The 18780-nt window shown below is 43.6% G+C and carries 22 protein-coding genes, 5 tRNA genes and 1 riboswitch; of the genes, 9 read left to right on the forward strand and 18 right to left on the reverse strand.

Annotated elements, in window-relative coordinates; translation table 11 throughout:
- Positions 1-33 precede the first annotated feature (33 nt).
- From V6C11_RS16125 to V6C11_RS16135, 3 genes are all read left to right on the forward strand, one after another.
- Positions 34-109: transfer RNA gene (locus V6C11_RS16125), tRNA-Glu, on the forward strand.
- 5 nt (positions 110-114) lie between these two features.
- Positions 115-200, forward strand: a tRNA-Tyr gene (locus V6C11_RS16130).
- Between the two features lie 4 nt (positions 201-204).
- Positions 205-279, forward strand: a tRNA-Gln gene (locus V6C11_RS16135).
- A gap of 91 nt (positions 280-370) precedes the next feature.
- On the opposite strand, the gene V6C11_RS16140 is transcribed toward V6C11_RS16135, so the two are convergent.
- A complete protein-coding gene (locus tag V6C11_RS16140; protein WP_333532223.1) occupies positions 371-529 on the reverse strand; it encodes a hypothetical protein in 159 nt (52 codons plus the stop codon).
- Between the two features lie 453 nt (positions 530-982).
- Between V6C11_RS16140 and V6C11_RS16145 the strand changes: the two genes are divergently transcribed.
- From V6C11_RS16145 to V6C11_RS16160, 4 genes are all read left to right on the forward strand, one after another.
- Positions 983-1069 (forward strand) — tRNA-Leu (locus V6C11_RS16145).
- Between the two features lie 124 nt (positions 1070-1193).
- Complete coding sequence (locus V6C11_RS16150) at positions 1194-1637, forward strand: GNAT family N-acetyltransferase (protein ID WP_333532224.1); 444 nt, start codon at positions 1194-1196, stop codon at positions 1635-1637.
- A gap of 152 nt (positions 1638-1789) precedes the next feature.
- Positions 1790-2071, forward strand: a complete 282-nt coding sequence (locus V6C11_RS16155) for a nucleotidyltransferase domain-containing protein (RefSeq protein ID WP_333532225.1) — start codon at positions 1790-1792, stop codon at positions 2069-2071.
- Between the two features lie 165 nt (positions 2072-2236).
- Positions 2237-3055, forward strand: a complete 819-nt coding sequence (locus tag V6C11_RS16160) for a VanW family protein (protein ID WP_333532226.1) — start codon at positions 2237-2239, stop codon at positions 3053-3055.
- 23 nt (positions 3056-3078) lie between these two features.
- Here V6C11_RS16160 and V6C11_RS16165 read toward each other — a convergent pair whose 3' ends face one another.
- Positions 3079-3252, reverse strand: coding sequence for a MerR family transcriptional regulator (locus V6C11_RS16165; RefSeq protein WP_333532227.1), 174 nt, complete (start codon positions 3250-3252; stop codon positions 3079-3081).
- A gap of 427 nt (positions 3253-3679) precedes the next feature.
- Here V6C11_RS16165 and V6C11_RS16170 point away from each other — a divergent pair.
- Positions 3680-3766, forward strand: a tRNA-Leu gene (locus tag V6C11_RS16170).
- Positions 3767-3969: 203 nt separating this feature from the next.
- Here the strand turns inward: V6C11_RS16170 and V6C11_RS16175 are convergent.
- From V6C11_RS16175 to V6C11_RS16220, 10 genes are all read right to left on the reverse strand, one after another.
- Positions 3970-4302 carry a hypothetical protein gene (locus tag V6C11_RS16175; RefSeq protein ID WP_333532228.1) on the reverse strand — a complete coding sequence of 111 codons (333 nt, stop codon included), beginning with the start codon at positions 4300-4302 and terminating at the stop codon, positions 3970-3972.
- A gap of 110 nt (positions 4303-4412) precedes the next feature.
- A complete protein-coding gene (locus V6C11_RS16180) occupies positions 4413-4628 on the reverse strand; it encodes a hypothetical protein (RefSeq protein ID WP_333532229.1) in 216 nt (71 codons plus the stop codon).
- Between the two features lie 369 nt (positions 4629-4997).
- Positions 4998-6083 (reverse strand): hypothetical protein, encoded by a 1086-nt coding sequence (locus V6C11_RS16185; RefSeq protein WP_333532230.1) that lies wholly within the window; start codon positions 6081-6083, stop codon positions 4998-5000.
- 75 nt (positions 6084-6158) lie between these two features.
- Positions 6159-6359 carry a hypothetical protein gene (locus V6C11_RS16190; RefSeq protein WP_333532231.1) on the reverse strand — a complete coding sequence of 67 codons (201 nt, stop codon included), beginning with the start codon at positions 6357-6359 and terminating at the stop codon, positions 6159-6161.
- A gap of 105 nt (positions 6360-6464) precedes the next feature.
- A complete protein-coding gene (eam, locus tag V6C11_RS16195; protein ID WP_333532232.1) occupies positions 6465-7733 on the reverse strand; it encodes a glutamate 2,3-aminomutase in 1269 nt (422 codons plus the stop codon).
- A 6-nt stretch (positions 7734-7739) separates the two neighbouring features.
- Positions 7740-7876: riboswitch (cyclic di-AMP (ydaO/yuaA leader) on the reverse strand.
- A 107-nt stretch (positions 7877-7983) separates the two neighbouring features.
- The gene (locus V6C11_RS16200; protein ID WP_333532233.1) at positions 7984-8595 is read right to left on the reverse strand and encodes a GntR family transcriptional regulator; all 612 of its coding nucleotides are present in this window, start codon (positions 8593-8595) and stop codon (positions 7984-7986) included.
- 198 nt (positions 8596-8793) lie between these two features.
- Positions 8794-10248, reverse strand: a complete 1455-nt coding sequence (gene hydG, locus V6C11_RS16205; protein ID WP_333532234.1) for a [FeFe] hydrogenase H-cluster radical SAM maturase HydG — start codon at positions 10246-10248, stop codon at positions 8794-8796.
- Positions 10249-10257: 9 nt separating this feature from the next.
- Positions 10258-11322 (reverse strand): [FeFe] hydrogenase H-cluster radical SAM maturase HydE, encoded by a 1065-nt coding sequence (hydE, locus tag V6C11_RS16210; RefSeq protein WP_333532235.1) that lies wholly within the window; start codon positions 11320-11322, stop codon positions 10258-10260.
- 17 nt (positions 11323-11339) lie between these two features.
- Positions 11340-12572, reverse strand: coding sequence for a [FeFe] hydrogenase H-cluster maturation GTPase HydF (gene hydF, locus V6C11_RS16215; protein WP_333532236.1), 1233 nt, complete (start codon positions 12570-12572; stop codon positions 11340-11342).
- Between the two features lie 126 nt (positions 12573-12698).
- Positions 12699-12947 (reverse strand): TM1266 family iron-only hydrogenase system putative regulator, encoded by a 249-nt coding sequence (locus tag V6C11_RS16220; RefSeq protein ID WP_333532237.1) that lies wholly within the window; start codon positions 12945-12947, stop codon positions 12699-12701.
- 493 nt (positions 12948-13440) lie between these two features.
- On the opposite strand from V6C11_RS16220, the gene V6C11_RS16225 reads away from it, so the two are divergent.
- Positions 13441-13860 (forward strand): chemotaxis protein CheW, encoded by a 420-nt coding sequence (locus tag V6C11_RS16225; RefSeq protein WP_333532238.1) that lies wholly within the window; start codon positions 13441-13443, stop codon positions 13858-13860.
- Between the two features lie 148 nt (positions 13861-14008).
- Here the strand turns inward: V6C11_RS16225 and V6C11_RS16230 are convergent, their stop codons facing one another.
- The 6 genes from V6C11_RS16230 to hemB form a co-directional block, all read right to left on the reverse strand.
- Positions 14009-14320, reverse strand: coding sequence for a YbjQ family protein (locus tag V6C11_RS16230; protein ID WP_333532239.1), 312 nt, complete (start codon positions 14318-14320; stop codon positions 14009-14011).
- Between the two features lie 122 nt (positions 14321-14442).
- Entirely contained in the window at positions 14443-15744 is a 1302-nt protein-coding gene (gene hemL / locus V6C11_RS16235; RefSeq protein ID WP_333532240.1) for a glutamate-1-semialdehyde 2,1-aminomutase, read from the reverse strand.
- Between the two features lie 10 nt (positions 15745-15754).
- Positions 15755-16228, reverse strand: coding sequence for a siroheme decarboxylase subunit beta (ahbB, locus tag V6C11_RS16240; protein ID WP_333532241.1), 474 nt, complete (start codon positions 16226-16228; stop codon positions 15755-15757).
- A gap of 20 nt (positions 16229-16248) precedes the next feature.
- Complete coding sequence (gene ahbA / locus V6C11_RS16245) at positions 16249-16716, reverse strand: siroheme decarboxylase subunit alpha (protein WP_333532242.1); 468 nt, start codon at positions 16714-16716, stop codon at positions 16249-16251.
- 1 nt (position 16717) lies between these two features.
- Complete coding sequence (gene nirJ2 / locus V6C11_RS16250) at positions 16718-17710, reverse strand: putative heme d1 biosynthesis radical SAM protein NirJ2 (protein ID WP_333532243.1); 993 nt, start codon at positions 17708-17710, stop codon at positions 16718-16720.
- A gap of 2 nt (positions 17711-17712) precedes the next feature.
- A complete protein-coding gene (gene hemB / locus V6C11_RS16255) occupies positions 17713-18699 on the reverse strand; it encodes a porphobilinogen synthase (RefSeq protein ID WP_333532244.1) in 987 nt (328 codons plus the stop codon).
- Positions 18700-18780 lie beyond the last annotated feature (81 nt).

Here is an 18780-nt window from a genome sequence, read left to right on the forward strand (position 1 = left end):
TATAATAAACATCGTTGTGGGACAATAAAATATGGCCCCTTGGTCAAGTGGTCTAAGACACCGCCCTTTCACGGCGGTAACACGGGTTCGAATCCCGTAGGGGTCACCATTTATGGAGGGGTTCCCGAGTGGCCAAAGGGAGCAGACTGTAAATCTGCCGGCGATCGCCTTCGAAGGTTCGAATCCTTCTCCCTCCACCACTACTGGGGCGTCGCCAAGCGGTAAGGCACCGGACTTTGACTCCGGCATTCGTTGGTTCGAATCCAGCCGCCCCAGCCAGATGCAATAAAAAAGCTAAGACCTGCATGTAAGGTGCGTCGGTCTTAGCTTTTTTTATTGTCGGCTGATTAAACATGAATCAAGCCTACTTTTAAGTTGAAGGCCTATTGACCCCGGTTAGCCTTTGTCTTTTTTTCATGGCGTTTACTCCTGTATCCCAGGTATCATGATAGCCTCCTGTTTTACCCACCAAGGCCGACTCTCCCGTGGTCCCAGAATTTTTAACGAAACCTCTAATCTTTTTAGCCATCTACACCCCTCCTTTGCGTCTATTTATTTTCTCCTGAAACACCGTTCTTTACCATCATTATTACAGATCTTTTGAAAAACGAGTTCAGCTTAACCTGCACGCTCTGGAATCATAAGCTTTTAATGATGATCGTTTCATGCCGCTGGTCGGCACCACCAGAACAATGATCATATTTAGAAGGCTATTTTTAGGCTAGAGCACAAATAAGCCAAGCCTTTTTAATAAAATTTTACTGTATAGCCAAAATTTTATTATTTTTTGACATATAAATGTCAGCTGTGTTTCATTCTTTTTCTACAAAATATGACATAATAATATTACACTTGAAGATTACTCTCTAATCCCGGTAAAAAGACCGGGTATTTTTTTGTCTATAAATAACGAATACACTTGAACGAACTGAAATTCTTTGTTATAATCACTATTGCACTGGTGCCCCAGCTAACTAAATATGCGGTCGTGGCGGAATTGGCAGACGCGTAAGATTCAGGTTCTTATGCCCGTCAGGGTGTGGAGGTTCAAGTCCTCTCGACCGCACCAAAAAGACATAACATTTCCGCCAAGGAGATGTTATGTCTTTTTTTATGTAATCAAATGCGGTATTATAGATTCAAGGCTTATTCAGTAAACAGATAAACGGGAATTTGACAAGGAGCCATAAAATATGAAACTGATTGAAGTTAACGAATTAAATCCTGTCCTAATAGAGCAACTACTTGAAGTTTGGGATCAATCAGTTAGAGAAACACATTTATTTTTATCTGATTCAGAGGTTAAAAATATAGCGAAGTATATTCCACAGGCTTTGAACTCGATAGCTCATTTGATTGTTGCAGTCAATAATGAAAAGAAACCTGTTGCATTTATGGGAATTGAAGAAAGAAAATTGGAAATGCTTTTTATTTCCCCCCAATATAGAGGAAAGGGATTGGGAAAACAACTTTTACATTATGGTATGGAAAACTATTCTATAAACGAATTAGGTGTGAACGAACAAAATCCGCAAGCAAAAAGCTTCTATGAACACATGGGATTTCAGGTTTATAAAAGAACGAACACAGACGGGCAAGGAAATCCTTATCCGATTTTGTATATGCGATTAGTTTAACAAATTCTAATTTGTCGGTCGGGCTATAAGTTGCTGTTATTCGAAAAACCTTTTTTCCACCATCTTTACAAGGTTATTGGGCTAAAACAGATACAGAAATGTGTCTGTTTTAGCCTAATTGTTTATAGTAACGAAGGTATGGTGAGTTATGTATGGATGAAATCAGAGCTGTATTGGATAAAGTGGTAACCGCTTTGACCGAGATTTCAGGGATTGAGGCTGTTGTGCTTGGCGTCTCGCGTACAAGGGGTACACATTCCCAGACATCGGATATTGACATTGGTATCTATTACGATCATGCCGCATTCGACCTTGTATCTTTGAACAAGGCGGCACGAATTTTGGGTGATGAACATAGGCGAAATATGGTGGTTCCTCCCGGTGCATGGGGGAAATGGGTGCATGGCGGCGGTTCGCTGACGCTCGCAGCATGAAATTTTATTTGCAACGTAACTCCACTTTCCGTTAAGGGAAGGTATGCCTTCTTTTCGTGTGCAAGACGTGGTACAATGGGCAACGAGCACAGGGTATGGCTGTAGCCTATTGCAAAACGGAAATTGACTTAGCTAGCATTATTATATAATGCGTGAGGTGGCGCAATGCAAAAGCCAATCGAAAAACCGAAAAATAGAACCTCTGCCAGGTTAATGCTGGGCAGCGCTTATTATACGTTCAAAAGATATGTTTTTTGGATATTGGGCGGTATTCAATTTGCGCATATAGATAAAACTCTGTTAGAATACGAACACTTTTGTCACTCTACTCCGTTATTAAGAAAACTAAAGGATGTGGATATGTACCTGCAATATAATAAGATTACAAATTTGAAGATTGCTGTACCCAAAGTGAATCACGTAACAATACATCCGGGAGAAACCTTTTCATACTGGAAACGGATAGGCAGACCGACAAAGCGCAAAGGATACCTAAAAGGCATGGTCCTGCAAAATGGCACTTTCAAGGCCGGAATTGGCGGCGGTTTATGCCAATTGTCCAACCTGATATACTGGATGACGCTTCATACTCCACTGACAATAACGGAGCGTCACCGTCATGGCTACGACGTTTTCCCAGACTCAAACAGGACACAGCCGTTTGGGAGCGGGGCAACCTGTTTTTACAATTACGGTGACTTGATGATAAAGAACAATACAGACCAATCTTTTCAACTTTGCATAGAAATTACAGAAAATGAATTAAAAGGAACTTGGCGGTCAAACGCACCACCTGAATATAAATATAAAGTATACGAAAAAAAACATATTATTCAATCCGAGTATTGGGGTGGCTATACAAGACATAATCTGATCTTTCGAAAAAAATATGACTGGAACAATGTCTTGATAGATGATGAATTTGTGACTGAGAACCACGCTATTATGATGTACGCACCGCTGCTGCAAGACTCCACATTATAATTACAATACACAGTATGATAAATTTACCTTAGCTCCGTCCTCTCGAACCGGAATATAACAAAATCACCAATGTCATTTTTGCTATAATCCCTATATCCGTTATTTAAAACGGACGGAGAAATCAATTCTTGCAAAGTATAATACTCTATTGCTTTTTTAGTTAAGCCTGTTGTTTTGCTAACTTGATTTATTAACATATTTATCACCCCAATAAAATCTTAAGCCAATACCCAAGGTAATAGTCAAGCATTTTTTGAAGAAAATATAAATTCGCCTTATCAGCGCAAATTTCATCAAACACTCCTAAAGCGCAGAACTTATTGTTCACTGCATATTTATGTAAATACTGCTTTCAACTGCCTATAAACTCTTGATTTTACGGGGTTTTTTGAAAAAATGCTGTATCGCCACTCGTACCATTTAAACCAGGTACGAATACCTGGTTATTTTTTATGTCTGAAATATTTTACTAGCACAATCATCTGTTTTTCTACTAGAAGCACACAGCTAATAGCTAAATGGCTAAAAACACAAAATAATACTTTATTTCGCTATTGCATGTCCATTTGAAGTGATGTATAATAACTTTTGTCGGTAGGACATGTAATTCAATCCTATAAACATGCGGTCGTGGCGGAATTGGCAGACGCGTAAGATTCAGGTTCTTATGCCCGTCAGGGTGTGGAGGTTCAAGTCCTCTCGACCGCACCATTTAAACCAGGCACATATTGCCTGGTTTTTTTATACCTGAAACACGAAGGAAGGAGTGACCACAGGTCACCCCTACAACTTAACCGACCCAAAAGAAATACCTCTAAGCCCAAAAGCTGACGGCAGATAGCTGACAGCTTTTGGGCTTAGGGCATGTTTCAGGTTAGTAAGGGCCAATACTAACGGCCAATAGCAAAGCGGGCTTATATATCAACCCGCTTTTCCCCTGAACGAATTTTAGAATTAATAACCTCTACTAAAAACATGGTAGAAAACACATGATATAGTTCCCCAACCACGCCCTCAACAGAACCTTCCCTATTGGCGAGCTTCCCCTGTAAGACTATTTCAAAGCCATATTGTTGCTCATTGCTTTGAATAAACTGGCGAATGATGCTTTCTCTGATTTCACTATCAGCAATCTCCAACCAATCATCATAGGGGTTTGGTTCTTTTTCTGTGAATTGCTCCATTAGCTGTAAAAAACTCTCCCGGAATTTTTCAAAGGTTGGTTTTTCAATACTGCCAATTTTCATTGTAGCACTCCCTTAGCTATGAATTCTGCTTTAATTATAGATTTTTTATCAGTCCGGATCAATTCCCATTAAAAGATATAAAAAAACCCGGCTTTGCCGGGTAAGACCTTCTACCATTTATTGATTTCCGGACATTTCATTTTTAATAGATTGAATGAAAAGGGGCTATAATACTTTTCCTGGTTGGTACAGGTAGGGTTCTCACATACAAGTACCGGGATGCTCTCGGCGTAACAAGCTTTTAGGTCTTGTTTTACATCAACATTTTGAAGTTTCTCTACTAGATTTTGGCCGCAGTTAGGACAGGTTTTAATAAATTGTGTCATACGGTATCCCTCCTTAAAAATATGTAGGTAACCGTTCTTACCTAATTAATTATCTAATTAGGTAAGAATTACTTTTTGTCACTTTAATTATACTCCTAATAAATTGATTTATCAATAAATATTATATCACATTTAATAAATATGATGCACTAAATAAGACCCCCTGCCATTGACAGGGAGCCCTGAAAAGGCAACCCCATACCTTTTCCCGGGTGTCGGTTTTTCCAGTGGTTTTGTTGACACCTTTACCCGTTAACCTTTCCGCGCCTCCCACAAGCGACGGGTGGGAATTTTCTTTATCATTCCCCTAAATAATATCTACATGCATTAAAAGCCCAAGGCTCAAGAACCCAAGAGTTTTAAGCTGATTTACTTCAGTGTCTGCGTAAAGGCACCAATATCGGGGTAAAAATCAACATCTTTAACCCTAAAAATACTCTTATGTTTATCTAACAATGTTTCCAATTGATATCCTTCTGCCTTATCCACAATTGTTACCTTTTTAAGTTCTTTGTTATCCACCATAGCCTTGCGAAACATCCAATTGGATCGAAAATCGGTTGTGGGAAAAGAATAGCCAATAACAACAATTTCCGATGCAAACCCCAGTGCCCTGCGGGCTTGGTGCCATAACTCCGGAATAAAAGGGATCGATTGGTAGTTTTTCATTAAGGTGGGTGGAATAATGACTCTACTAAGTTTGTTGCAGCAATGTTGGGAGGTGCACTGAATCATATTGGCTATACCATTTATTACCACACTGTGTCCTCCCCCATCACTATGTTCATAGGCATAGAGCTGACCACACTGGGGACAGTACAACCAATTTAAAGAACCATGAAGTTTAAGTAATTTTACCTTGGCACAATTAGCCGGCCCCGAGTCATTCTGATGCTTAGAGTGAAGGGGCATTATTGATCCACTTAAATATCGGCAAGAAATACCGTAACCATCTTGGATGCACCACATTTTCCTTTGTAAGTTTGCCCTAAGTAAAGCGTAATCCATTAGTAATTCATAGTTAAAAGATATAATCGTATCTCCGGGATTTAAGGAGGCCGCTATTTTGCTATGGTAGGGACAAAGATCCCCGTATAAAATTTTATCAAAGGTCAGTGCCATTAGCAGCAGATACTCCTCATAGGCCTTTAAAAGTCTTTCCCGTCCTGGTTGGTCCTCTTCCATTTCAATATTTAATAAAGTTAATACTTCTTCCATATCCAGGTTGGAATTACTTACCTCATTCCTAGAAACACCCCATAATCTCTCAATAAACTGAAATATATGATTATAAGTCATATCTTCATCTTCATAGTACCTCTCTCTGATTTGATGAATATTAATAACCCGCATGGCCTTTTGAAAGAAATTTTTAGCCACCGGGCTTGTTTCACCAAGATATGAGCCTCTGTATGCTGCTCCTGCACCGGCCCCCAACACATATACTCTGGTCACCGGATTCCCCCTATCTACTATCGGCTAACCCTAGTATGGCGCATTGGCAAAAAAAAATAACCCGGTAGCGGGCTATTAATTAAACAAAATCCTGAATACTTGTCCCATAAAATATAAGCCCGAAAAACAAATTACCGCCAGGCCAAATCTCTTGACAAAAATTGAGTCATCCCCCTCTAACCACTGACGGGTACCTTCATATAGATCGGCTTCCGTTTCTTCACATACCAGTTGATGCGTTATAGAAAAATCCATCACCATCTCCGCACTTTTCATCATGACTCCTCCCGAACATTTGTTTTTATTATTTTATTACCAAACCTATGTTCGTGTCAAGGGTAAAAAATAAACCTGTCATACTATTATGACAGGTCTAAAAACTTAGTGTTTACCAGTAACATTATAGGAAATAACCCTCTTTTCCCAGGTTCGCATGACTACCTGCTCATCCTTATTCTCTAGAATATACTGTGGCAATATGGGTGTTTTCCCATAGCCATTGGGTGCATTAATAATATAAGTGGGAACAGCAAGTCCAGATGTATAGCCTCTCAGTTGTTCCATAATAGCAATACCATCATCAACACCAGTGATAAAATGCCTGGTTCCCTTTACTGCCTTAGCATGAAAAATATAGTAGGGCCGAACACGGATGGTCAATAGACTCTGGTTTAATCTCTTCATGACATCTGGTTGATTATTAATGTCTTTTAATAAAACAGCCTGATTACCAAGGACTACGCCTGCCTTAACCAACATATCGCAGGCCTTTTTTGCCTCAGGTGTAACTTCCAAGGGACTATTAAACTGTGTATTGATATAAAGCGGTGGGTGGCTTTCTAAAATACTGCAAAGTTCCGGTGTAATTCTTTGGGGCATTGTGACAGGTGTTCTGGTACCGATTCGTTTTATTTCCACATGGGGAATATTATCTAATTCCGTGAGCAGCCAATCAATTTGTTTATCTGATAATAACAAGGCATCGCCGCCTGTTATTAAGACATCCCTTATTTCAGTGTTCTCTCTGATATACTGCAGTGCTCCTTGCAGCACCTGTTTTGATTTGTGAACATCAATTTCGCCAATATTTCTACGCCTTTGGCAATGTCGACAATACATCGCACATTGGTTCGTAACATTAATAATAAGACGATCCGGGTATCTTCTGGTCACCCCCGGCACAGGTGAAGTATATTCTTCTCCCATAGGGTCTTCAACGCCATAGCGATCCAAAATTTCTTCTACACAGGGGACAGCCTGCAGCCATACAGGGCCGCCATGCCCACTGGCCATTGCCAGGGCCATATAATAGGGAGAAACAGCCCAACGGTATTGACGCCCAACCTTTTCGATTGCTTCTTTTTCATCAGTTGTAAGATCAACCAGTTGACTTAGAACCTTAACATCTTTAATTCGCTTGGCCATTTGCCAACGCCAATCCTGCCATTGTTTCTCATCCGCCTGAAAAAAATTCAGAATATTCTTTTTAGCAAGGTTATACTGCTCCTGAATTTCAAAACCATTACGTATGTTAACCTTGTTCTCCAGGTAACCACTAATGTTTGATTTTAACTCCTTGGCCCTTTTAAGTGCTATTTTTCTTTTAGTTTGTTCCGACCGAAAATCTTCTGAAATTAAATGTACAGACATAAAAAAACCCCCTTTCTTTATAGCTTACGAAGTTAGCTGAAGGGTTCGGGTCGAAAGGTTAAAACCCTACTGAATATAATCAGATTCACCCCAAAAATCGGGTCCTCCGCTCCTGTATGAACAGGATTCAGCTCCTACAAACATTTATCTAGTTTTTGTAAGTTGTCACAACTCATTTTACCATGTAAGTTGCCTGTATGTAAATAAAAAAGAAAGGCATTCCGAAGGGAATTACCTTTCAAATTTCCTTTTAAACCCTTATTAAACCTTCATTGTCAGAAGCATTTAGGTGTCCATACACGGTTATAATATCCCCGGCCAAAATACGACTATCTGGAGCAGGGTCAACAATATCCCCTTGCCCTTTGCGAACAATCGCCAATACTTTACTTTCATTGAGCCTGCTTTGGGCCAATGTTTTTCCGACCAGAATGGAATCGGGTAAGACCTTCCAATCTTCAATTTTATTTAAACGGCTTTCCAAATGGTAGGTGTGTTGTAATAAGTCTTCTAAAAGTCTTGAAATTTCACCATTTACACGGTCTCTTTCCTTTAATAGTTCATGTAATTTTTCATGGATACCAGTCAAAACCATCCGCTGATCAAAATCATCCAAGTATTTTTGAGCCGCTGAAACAGACTTAACCACCACACCAATACCAGGAACCACATCAACGATGCCCACCTCTTGTAAGAGGGTTAGTGCTCGTCTGATGGTTTCCGGTGAAACACTATATTTTCCTGCCAAAGTGGATCGGCCAAATATTTTTTGCCCTTCCTGATATTCTCCCCGGACAATTCGTTCGGCTATATCTGCAGCAATGGTAACATACCTTGCCAGATGTAGGTCATGATTTACCACAATAAGCTCCTCCATAATATATTATACTAGCTACATATTATAACCCCGTATCCAAAAAAGCAAAAGGCTTTTTAGAAAAACTTGGCACACTTGCCCCTGGTCAGGCAGGAAAATAGGGAAAGTCCCGGCTTAATAAAAAAAACAGGAACTGCACCGTAAAACACAGTCCCTGTGGAATTATATTTTGTTAATTAAATCTTAGAAATAAAGATCCCGTTCCCCGTCCTCAATTTGTTTTACTCTCGCTTCCGTCAAATTTCTAATCTGATCATTTTTAATTTCTGCTAAATGTTGGCGGATAGTCTCCTCACCAACTGCCCTTGTCTCTGGGGATGCATAGTCAATTAAATATTCTTTAAAGGTAAGAATTGCATTGGGTTGGCAGACGTTTTGAATCTCCCCGCTTTTTGCCAAAGCCATAAAGCGATCACCCGTACGGCCCTTGCGGTAACAGGCTGTGCAATAACTGGGAAGCCAGCCAGATTGACAAACATTGCGCAATACATCATCGGGATGGCGGTGGTCGTCAACATAAAATTGCGGTGATTCTTCTTCGCCACAGCTGCCGCTGGTGCAATTTTGCTTTTCTTGTTCCTTTTTATAACCACCTACCCCGGTACAGGAGCCGGCGGATATTTGAGATACACCGTAGTTCAGCAGCATATCCCTCTGCTCCGGTCGCTCGCGGGTGGATAAAATAAGTCCGGTATAGGGAACAGCCAGACGAACAATAGCAACTATCTTCGCAAATTCCTCGTCCTTAACCAAATACGGGAAGCTTTCGTAGTCGATGCCCTGAGCTGGACGCAGACGGGGCACGGATATGGTGTGAGGCCCTACGCCAAAACGTTCCTCAAGGTGTTGAGCATGCAGCATCAAGCCCATGACCTCAAATTTATAGTCGTATAGGCCAAACAAAGCACCAAAGCCTACATCATCAATGCCCCCTAACATCGCTCGATCATGGGCCGTGGTATGCCAATCGTAATCAGCCTTGGGACCACTGGGGTGCATATTTTTATAGGTTTCCCGATGGTATGTTTCTTGGAAAAGGATATAGGTTCCGATACCTGCTTCCCTTAGCAGCTGATATTCTTCGATGGTGGTGGCAGCTATGTTTACGTTGCAGCGGCGGATACTGCCGTTTTCAAATTTCAAACTGTAAATGGTTTTTAGGCATTCCAAAACATACTCAATGGAGCATTCACCAGGATGCTCTCCTGCTTCCAGGGCCAATCTCTTATGGCCCAGGGATTCTAAAATCTTTACTTCCTCTGCCACTTCCGCTTGGCTTAATTTACGCCGGTTGAATTGATGATCTCTACGATAACCACAATAAACACAGTTGTTGACACAGTGATCACTGATATACAAGGGAGCAAACATGACCAGTCTTTTACCATAGATTTTCAATTTTATTTCACCGGCAACCTTAAACATTAAATCCAGTAATTCCTGATCGTCATTTTGCAGGAGAATTGCTACTTCTGCCGGTGTCAAACCCTTTGCTTCCCTGGCCTTCTCGATAATTTCCCGCACTCTGGCCGGTGCAGCTTTTTTCCCCTCTTCCAATAGGCTGTTTATGGTTCCCTCGTTGATAAAATCCGCAGCTTCCCATTGATGCTGGTAAATATCCGCTTTGTTAATGGACATGCCTTTCCCCTACCTCTCATTCTTAAATTTTTCCTTTGGGCTATCGCCCCGTCCTGTACTAATGCTTCGTCCCACCTCTGTTAACAAGGCGGTAATCTTGCGGTGGGATTCAGCGGGGTTTTCTTTACTACCGGCCTTGTCCGGATAAATTTGATATTTTTCACGGTAACTTTCCGGAGATAAGTTGGGCATAATCACATTGGCACCACAGCCGAGGGCCATTTGACGTCCCGCAGGGTGTAAAGTCCCTATTGCTGTGGTGGCCGGTAAATGGGTTTGGGGAAGCACCAGCCGGGCCACGGCAAGGGTTTTTAGGGTTAAGCTAAGATCCCCTGGTTTGCTATCCCTTAGCGGTGTCTGATGATGCGGTACAAAGGGTCCGAGGCCCGCCATTTCAACATCTAAATCCCTTAATAAAAGGATATCCTCTGCCAGTGTTGCCACTGTTTGACCAGGCAGCCCCACAATATTGCCAGAACCCACTTGATAGCCTAATTCCTTTAACCAGCCAATTTTTTTTATTCTTTCCACCAGGGTGGTTGCTGGCCTAAGCTGCGTAAATAAATTGGGATCTGCGGTCTCATGTTTGAGCAGGTAGCGATCCGCTCCTGCTTCTTTCATCCGAGCAAAATCCTCTCTGCTGCGTTCTCCCACACAGGCTGTGATGGCAAAATTGCCGGCCTGCCTCACTTGCCGAATGATCTCTGCCAGTTCGGAACCGCTGTAATGGGGATCTTCCCCTGACTGCAAAACAATGGTACCATACCCCAGTTCTGCGGCATATTGAGCTGTTTTAATGATCTCCGCCAGGGGTATACGGTATCTTTGAATTTGTTTATTGCTTCTCCTGAGACCACAATAATAACAGTCATTACGACAATAATTGGAGAATTCGATGATTCCCCTGAGGTGCACCTCGTCACCAAAATGTTGTTTTCTTACTTGATCCGCCAACTTAAATAACTGGTTTTCTTCTTCTCCTGGCAGTGCACCTAATAAATCGATGATCTGCTGCCTGGATAATTTATCACCTGTGGCCGCTTTAGCTAGGGCCAGGCTAAAATTTTCCCCCAAGGCAGTTCCCCCTTCGTTTATGAATTTTGGTCAGCTAACATTGCTTGAATGGTTGGAAAGGGTGATAAAGCCCGATGTAAGATTCCCATGATATAGGCAATACAGACGCCATAATTGACCATGGGTACACCTGACTGCTGTACTTGCATCATCCGGGACAACATCTGCCTTCCATTGATCATACAGGCCCCGCAGTGCACCACCAGTTTGTACTCGGTCAAATCCTCGGGAAAGCTGTGGCCACTGCTCCAGTGAAATTCTAAATCTCCGCCAACAATTTTTTGTAACCAACCGGGTATTTTTTTCGTACCAATATCATCTTCCATACGATGGTGGGTGCAGGCTTCGGAAATTAACACCTTGTCACCTGGTTGCAAATTACCAATAGCCTTTGCCCCTGCCACCAATGTCTCTAAGTCCCCCTTATACCGGGCAAAGAGTATCGAAAAGGATGTTAATTGAATATCCTCCGGTGTATCTCTCGCTACTTCTTTAAAGGCCTGGGAGTCGGTAATAACTAGCTTGGGTTTTTTATTTAGATTGCCCAGACATTCCCTTAGCTCGCTCTCTTTAACAACATAGGCCATTGCCTGGTGGTCCAGAATATCTCTGATGGTTTGCACCTGGGGTAAAATCAAACGTCCTTTAGGTGCTGCTGTATCAATGGGTGTTACTAGCACAACCGTATCCCCGGGATTTAATAGGTCACCTACAATTACCCGGTCATCCCAGTTTGCCGGAGCTGTTTTGACAATGGCTGCTTTTAACTCACTTATCCCCTGGCCAGTAAGAGCACTAACCAGCACTGGTTCCCTTGAAAATGCTGCCTTGGCCTGCTCGATATCCTGTTCAGCTACCCCTTGGATATCAATTTTGTTAAAGACCACAATGGTGGGGATTTTTTTGTTCTGGCAGTGCTGAGTAATCTTTAACTCATACTCGGTAAAGCCGTTTTGGGCATCAACAACCAATAGAGCCAGGTCTGCTTTATTAAATACATCCATCGACCTTTTAACCCTAAGTTCCCCCAGGTTGCCACTATCATCAAGGCCTGGTGTATCAATAAGAACTACCGGCCCCACCGGTAAAATCTCCATGGCCTTATAAACGGGATCGGTGGTGGTCCCGGGGGTGTTGGAGACCAGTGCGATATCTTGATTGGTTAAGGCATTAATAAGGCTTGATTTGCCGGCATTACGCCGGCCAAAAAGGGCGATATGCAACCGATTGCCCTTAGGGGTGTGATCCATTATTCAGCCTCCTCCTAATTGTCACTTCTAATTTGTTTCGCTGACCCAAGTCCCATGTTGGTTTTTAGTCTTTACGCTAATCGTTAACAGCCGATCATCAAGAAATGCCCCAAAGCGGATGCCTGATCAGTATTTGTTGCTAAGGGCTGTCTTTACTTGAACTCCCTTAATGTTGCCAAGTTTACCGGTCATGGCCCCAACTTCATCATTGGTACCTTGGATAATCAGGGATATAACGGAAAGCCCTGCTTCCTTATGGGGAATACCCATGCGGCCAATGATAATCTCGGCATAGCGACTTAAAATGCTATTGATTTCTGGTGCCTTGTCCCGTTCCTCAATGATGATCCCCACAACACCAATACGACGTAACATTTAATCACTCCCAACTAAAATTAAAATACCCGTCAAGCCAGAGAAAGGCAGACGGGTAGTGTACAAGCAAAACCGCACACCCCTTGGTCCAAGGCACACTAGCCTCTCTCCTGAGGGAAATTGCATCCGTTTTTACACCCTCCAAGACAGGAAGCCCTAACTTGTCAGGTCTATTCTTATTATATCTGATACGAATTACCAGTCAATGGGTTGGTTGCATCTTTTCTGAAAATTCTTTATCCTCAATTTTAAGTATTACGTAATTCCTCAAAGGGAAATATTGCCTTAATGTCGAATATATCCACCTAAATTCTTTTAATCGCATACTAAAACAAGGGTCATCGTCCCAAGCCCTTAAAATTACTTTGTGAATTTACGCCTGTGGAGACTTCTCTGGCGGAGAGGCAGGGAACTGTTTCCAGTCACGGGTCTATGATGCAGGAATTTCAAGTTAGGAATATTTTTCTATTATGAAAGGAACGGTGATATATTTATGGCAGTGGGTCAGGAAGATCAATTGGTGGTTTTTCAATTAAACGACCAACAGTATGCACTACCCATCAATGAAACCCAGGAAATCATACGTATGGCCGAAGTAACTAGATTACCCAACACGAATTTCTATGTGGAAGGTATTATTAATTTACGCGGTACAATTCTCCCTGTTATCAGCCTCAACCGAAGACTGGGATTACCCGAAACAGAAATAAATGAGGATACCAGAATAATTGTCGTAGAAAACAAAGGGAACAAGGTGGGAATGATTGTAGACAGTGTTCTAGAGGTTGGACGTTTCACCCAAGAAGAAGTGGAACCACCCAATTTAATTGGTGACAACGTAGAATATTTAAAGGGCGTTGTTAAAAAGGGAGATCAACTCTGGTTGCTAGTAAATTTGGATACGGTTTTATAAAATGGCCGTGGGCTTTAAACCATTAGCATACTATCATCTTTAAAATTCTTTCAGATCGGATAAAAAAGAGGCTGTTGCACCATTAACGACATGTGCAACAGCCCTTATCATTTTTACCCGTGCAAAATCCATGGGTCCTGGCTCATGGCTATATCAATACCGCTGTACCGCTGGCAGCTACCATAAGCATGCCTTCTCTGATCACTTCGTAGTCTAGATCCACACCCACAATGGCATTGGCTCCCATACGACGAGCATGTTCCGTCATTTCTGCCAGGGCAACCTCCCGGGCCTGGGCCAGTTTACTCTCGTACGCTCCACTGCGTCCGCCAACAATATCCGTAATGCTGGCAAAAATATCCCGCACTACGTTGGCACCCATGATCGCTTCTCCGTTGACAAGACCAAAATATTGCCGAATGACCTTTCCTTCAATGGTTCCTGTTGTAGTAATAATCATAAACAAACCTCCTAACACAAGGATTTTGGTTATCAACTAGTGGTGACTGCCAATTTATTTTATATACATATAACTTGGAGCCAACAAAGCCCAAGGCCAAATGCTATCCGATAGGCTGAAGGCTATTCTTTTTCTGCTACCGCCTTAAAGGCTTTGAAAGCTGCTTCGACTGTTTTTTCAATGTCCTTCTCCGTATGGGCCAAGGAAACAAAGGATGCTTCAAACTGGGAAGGTGCCAAGTAAATGCCCTGTTCCAGCATGCTTCTAAAGAAAACTCCATAGTTTTTAGTATCAGAGGAAGCCGCAGAGGCAAAGTCCCTTACTGCTTCCCTGGTAAAAAAGCAGGTTTGCAAAGACCCGGTCCGGTTAAAGGATACAGCCACATTGGCAGCCTGAGCGGCCTGGGCCAGTCCCTGGGCCAGGAGGGCCGATTTGCGATCCAACTCCTCATATACCCCCGGCTGTTGAAGCTGCACCAGGGTTGCGATACCCGCGGTCATGGCCAGGGGGTTGCCCGAGAGTGTCCCTGCTTGATAGACTGGCCCAGCCGGAGAAATCATTTGCATAATCTCCCTGGGGCCGCCGTAGGCACCAACTGGCAAGCCGCCGCCAATAATCTTACCCAGACAGGTTAAGTCTGGCAGCACATTATAATAGGCCTGGGCACCGCCATAGCCCAGGCGGAAGCCAGTGATAACCTCATCAAAAATTAACAGGGCACCATATTTATTGCACAGACTCCTTAAGCCCTGCAGAAAGCCCTCTGCCGGTGCCACCACACCCATATTGCCGGCCAGCGGTTCCACAATAACCGCTGCAATATCCGAACCAACTTCCGTAAAGATTTTCTCCAGCAGCTCTAGGTCATTATAACAGGCATTGATGGTATTGCCGGCAATGTCTTCGGGTACCCCCGGGCTGGTGGGAACACCATGGGTCAAGGCCCCGGAACCAGCTTTAATTAATAAGGAGTCATGATGACCGTGATAACAACCCTCAAATTTAACAATCTTATTCCGATTGGTATAGGCCCGGGCCAATCGCAGGGCACTCATGGTGGCTTCGGTACCGGAGTTGACCATGCGAACCATTTCCACCGCAGGCAGTGCCTCTGCCACCTTTTCGGCTAAGGTTACTTCCAAATCCGTGGGTGCTCCGTAGGTAGTGCCCCGCTCCAAGCAACGTTGAATGGCTTGCACAACCGCCGGATGACGATGGCCTAAAATCAGGGGACCCCAGGAACAAACATAATCGATGTATTCATTGCCATCCATGTCCCACATATGGGAACCATCGCCTCGGGCAATAAAAGGTGGATCCATGTCCACCGACTTAAAGGCTCGCACGGGACTATTCACACCACCGGGTATAACCCTCTGGGCCTTATCAAATAACTCTTGTGACTTTTGGTAACTGGGAGCCATAGAGAACCTCCTAATCCATGAAATATTTCATACTGCTTTTCTTTAATTCCGCTACACTGTAAAGCAGCCGATAGTTTGTAACTCCGGCAATTTCAGAAAGCCTTGCTGCAATCTGCTGACACTCTTCTTGGCTGTGACCATGTACCATGGTATAAAAATTGTAAGGCCATTGCGGTAAGGACACCCTTTGATAGCAGTGGGTAACCTCCGGTAATTCTGCCATTTTTTCTCCCACTTTGATAATGATCTCCTCGGGAATGTTCCAAACAATCATGGCATTGGCCTTAAACCCAACCCGATGGTGTCTGAGGGCCGCCCCAATTCTTCTCATGAACCCGCTTTCTTTAATGGCCTGTACCCTATCCATCAGCTCTGCCTCGCTGATACCCAGTCTTTGGGCAAGTTCCATAAATGGCCTGCTTACTAAGGGTAAGCCAGCCTGCAATTCCATAACGATCTTTTTATCCAGATCCGTTAACGTCATGTTCTCCCCCGCTTAAAATTTTATTCCTCTGTTTTTCTTACTTTAAAATTCACCAATACCTTGAAAAATCTTTGGGATGGCAAATTGATGATATCATCAATCCCGGTCTGCTCTTTTATTTCGTTCAGTATCTGCTCCACCTTGGCCGGTGATTGTGCTAAGATGGTAAACCACATGTTATATTCATGATCCCGCAAATAGTTATGAGTAATACCAATATAGCTGTTAACCACCTGAGCAACCTCATCCATGCGCTCTGGTGGAACTTTAATAGCACATAGGGTTCCTTTATAGCCAAGCTTTCTGGAGTCAAAAACCCCACCCAGACGACGGATAACATCCTGCTGCATCAGTCGTTCCAAGCGGTTTAATACCTCCTGTTCGGAGATACCAATTATTTCACTGATCACCTTGTAGGGTTCCGTGCAAATAGGAAAATCCGTTTGTACCACATCCAGCAGATGCCTGTCTACATGATCCAACTTCACTTTAATACCCCTTCCGACCGTGGTATAAACACCAGGGTTCTTCCGCCATGTAATCACCATGATAGAAGTGTGCCCTGGCGCGGCAGCCGCCGCACACTTTCTTATAGCCGCATTCACCACAACCACCCTTATACTCCATGGTCCGCAGTTCCTTAAATACAGGATGGTTTTTCCAGATGTCTACAAAGGACATTTCTTTGACATTGCCAAGAGGAATATTGAGATAAGCGCAGGGCTGTACATCTCCTTTGGGTCCAATAATACAATAGGCAGTACCAGCCAAACAGCCCCTCTGAAATCTTACATCCATATCCAATTGTTTAGCAATGCGCATAAACTGGGGGGCACAGGTAGGCTTTAACTCAATATCTACCTGTTTCTGCTTCTCCATAATGCGGGTTAGTAGGTTTTCATACTGTTCTGCCCGCAAAGATTCCTGTTCGATATTAACAGCCCTGCCGGTGGGCACCAGGAAGAAAACATGGTGAGCCACAGCACCTTCCTTAACGGCAAAGTCTGTGAGGGCTTCTACTTCATTGTAATTCCAATCCATCACCGTGGTATGCACCTGAAAGGGAAGTCCTGCCTGGCGGCAGTTTCTCATACCTTCTACCGCCGCCTGCCAGCAGCCCTGCTGAGCCCTAAATTTATCGTGCTTGGCGGGGTCCACACTGTCCAGGCTAATGCCCATACCAGCCGCTCCGGCATCCTTGAGCCGCTGAGCAACTTCCGGTGTAATCAAGGTACCGTTGGTGCCAAAAACAGGCCTCAGCCCCTTCGACCGGGCATGGGCCACCAGTTCGTAAATATCTGGTCTCATCAGTGGTTCCCCACCGCTAAAAATCATTATTTTAAAGCCCGCTTCAGCAATTTCAGCCAATAGTTTTTTGGCCTGCTCCGTGTTTAATTCTTCTTCCGCCTTGACCCCGGCATCACGGTAGCAATGCTCGCAATACAGGTTGCAGGCGTTGGTTGTATTCCAAGAAATAATCATGTTTAGTCCTCCTTCAGCCTCAGCCAGCTGGCAACCTCTGGAGCATGGTAGGTAATAATGATATCTGCCCCAGCCCGCTTAAAGCCAGTAAGGGTTTCCAGTACGACTTTCTTTTCGTCTACCCACCCCAACTGAGCGGCAGCTTTGACCATCGCATATTCCCCGCTGACATTGTAGGCCGCCACCGGGTAATTAAACTCGTCCTTGATCCGTCTGATGATATCCATATAGGCGAGGGCAGGTTTGACCATGACAATATCTGCCCCTTCTTTAATATCCTGCAGGGTTTCCCGAAGGGCTTCATTGCCATTGGCATAATCCATTTGATAGGTTTTGCGATCACCAAATTGAGGTGTGGAGCCGGCTGCTTCCCGGAAGGGCCCATAATAAGCAGAGGCATATTTGGCTGAGTAAGCCATAATCGGCACATCGGCATAGCCGGCGGCATCCAGTTTAGCCCGGATAGCAGCCACTCTGCCATCCATCATATCCGAGGGTGCTACCATATCTGCTCCGGCCTGCACATGGGATAAGGCCGTTTGGGCCAGTAATTCCAGGGTCGTATCGTTTTCCACCGTATTATTCTTAATCAAACCACAGTGTCCGTGATCGGTATATTCGCACAGGCAGACATCCGTAATCACTAACATATTGGGGTAAGCTTTTTTTATGGCCCGAACGGCCTGCTGAACAATTCCTGCCGGGTCATAGGCACCCGAACCAACCTCATCCTTTTCTTCCGGCACACCAAAAACGATTACGCCAGGAATACCCAGCTCCTCTATTCTCCTTAGCTCCTCTATTAATAAATCAACCGAAAGGTTGTAAACCCCGGGCATACTGCTTACTTCCCTGCACACCCCCTGACCATAGGTGGCAAAGACGGGATAAATTAGATCATCCACTGCCAGGTGATTCTCTCTTACTAAGCGTCTGACACGTTCATTCAGTCTTAGGCGACGGTGACGAATATTAGGAAATTGGGGCATAACAGCACCTCCACAAGCTTTGATACCTAATTATAGTATAAGCCAGCAACCACAGGCCAAGGCCCTCGGTTGTTGGCTAAG

Origin of the sequence: Desulfotomaculum sp. 1211_IL3151 (genome assembly GCF_036763075.1) — a bacterium.
Lineage (GTDB): Bacteria > Bacillota > Desulfotomaculia > Desulfotomaculales > Desulfotomaculaceae > Desulfotomaculum.